Annotated in this window: 2 protein-coding genes; both read left to right on the top strand. The window is 68.0% G+C overall.

The window, feature by feature from the left end:
- The first annotated feature begins 287 nt into the window (after positions 1–287).
- Positions 288–524 (top strand): SHOCT domain-containing protein, encoded by a 237-nt coding sequence (locus Q4P07_RS06575; protein WP_303374107.1) that lies wholly within the window; start codon positions 288–290, stop codon positions 522–524.
- Positions 521–1,183, top strand: a 663-nt coding sequence (locus tag Q4P07_RS06570) for a multicopper oxidase domain-containing protein (protein ID WP_303374106.1), incomplete at its 3' end; no start/stop codon positions are given. The genes Q4P07_RS06575 and Q4P07_RS06570, both read left to right, overlap by 4 nt.

Genomic DNA, 1,183 nt, shown 5'->3' with positions numbered 1-1,183 from the left:
CACCTGGATCGAGACCATCTACAACCGCCGCCGGCGCCACTCCGCGCTCGACCAAATCACACCGGTAGCCTTCGAGGACCGGCTCGCCACAGCGGCAGAGAAAGCCGCTTAACCGATGTCCGCCCAACGGGGTCAACCGCAGTCTTACGCGAGGTTGCGGACATGCGGGTGGAGGTGCTGCGCCCACGGGCACCGTGATGGAGGTAGATGATAGTTCTCAGGATGGAGACCCTCGCGGAGCGGGAGTCGCTCCCAGGAACGGAGATCGAGCGGATGGAGCAAAGGCCATGATCTGGATCTGGACCATGCTTCTCGTCGCGGGCCTGGCACTGCTGGTCGCCACTCTCGTGCGGGTGCTAGCGGGCGGCCTGAGTGACGAGGCCCCCCGATCCGGCGCTGCGGGTCGGCCGGTGTCCTCCCGCGCCCAGATGGTCCTCGAGGAGCGTCACATGGCGGGGGAACTCACCACGCAGGAGTACGAGCGCCGTCGCGCTGCGCTGTCCGAGCGGGAAGAGGCTACGTGAAGCCGATCAGCCGGCGCACGGCACTGACGATGGGTGGTGCAGGACTGGCCGGGGCCCTCATTGGTGGCATCGGTCTGTGGCGCGAGCTGTCGGACCCTGGGGCGGGCGCGTCTGGCGCGTCTGGCGCGGGTGAACTGATCGAGCCTGAGACGCTCACTAGCAGCGACGGCCAGTTGCAGGTGCAACTACAAGCCAGGCGCGACACGCACGACGTCGCCGGACGGCCGACTCGCACCATGGGGTACAACGGCGGCGTCCCAGGCCCAACGCTGCGGCTGCGGCCAGGAGACACGCTGCGGATCGAGCTGGACAACCAGCTGGACCAGGTCACCAACCTGCACGTGCACGGCCTGCACGTGACGCCAGAGGGAGCGGGCGACAACGTCTTCGTCGCCGTGGAGCCCGGGCAGAGGCGCCAGTACGAGTACCGGCTGCCGGCTGACCACCCGACGGGGGTGTACTGGTATCACCCTCACCACCACGGCACCGTGGCCGACCAGTTGTTCGCTGGCCTCTACGGCGCCATCGTCGTCCTAGAAGACGACCCGCCGGCCGTCGACCGTGAGCGGGTGATGGTCGTCTCCGACATCACCCTGGCCGACGACGGGTCTGTCGTATCCCCATCGAGGATGGAGCGCATGATGGGGCGCGAGGGGGAG

Origin of the sequence: Ornithinimicrobium sp. (assembly GCF_030537745.1) — a bacterium.
Taxonomy (GTDB): Bacteria; Actinomycetota; Actinomycetes; order Actinomycetales; family Dermatophilaceae; genus Ornithinicoccus.
Note: the sequence above shows the minus strand (reverse complement) of the source record. Positions and strands in the feature narration are given on the sequence as shown.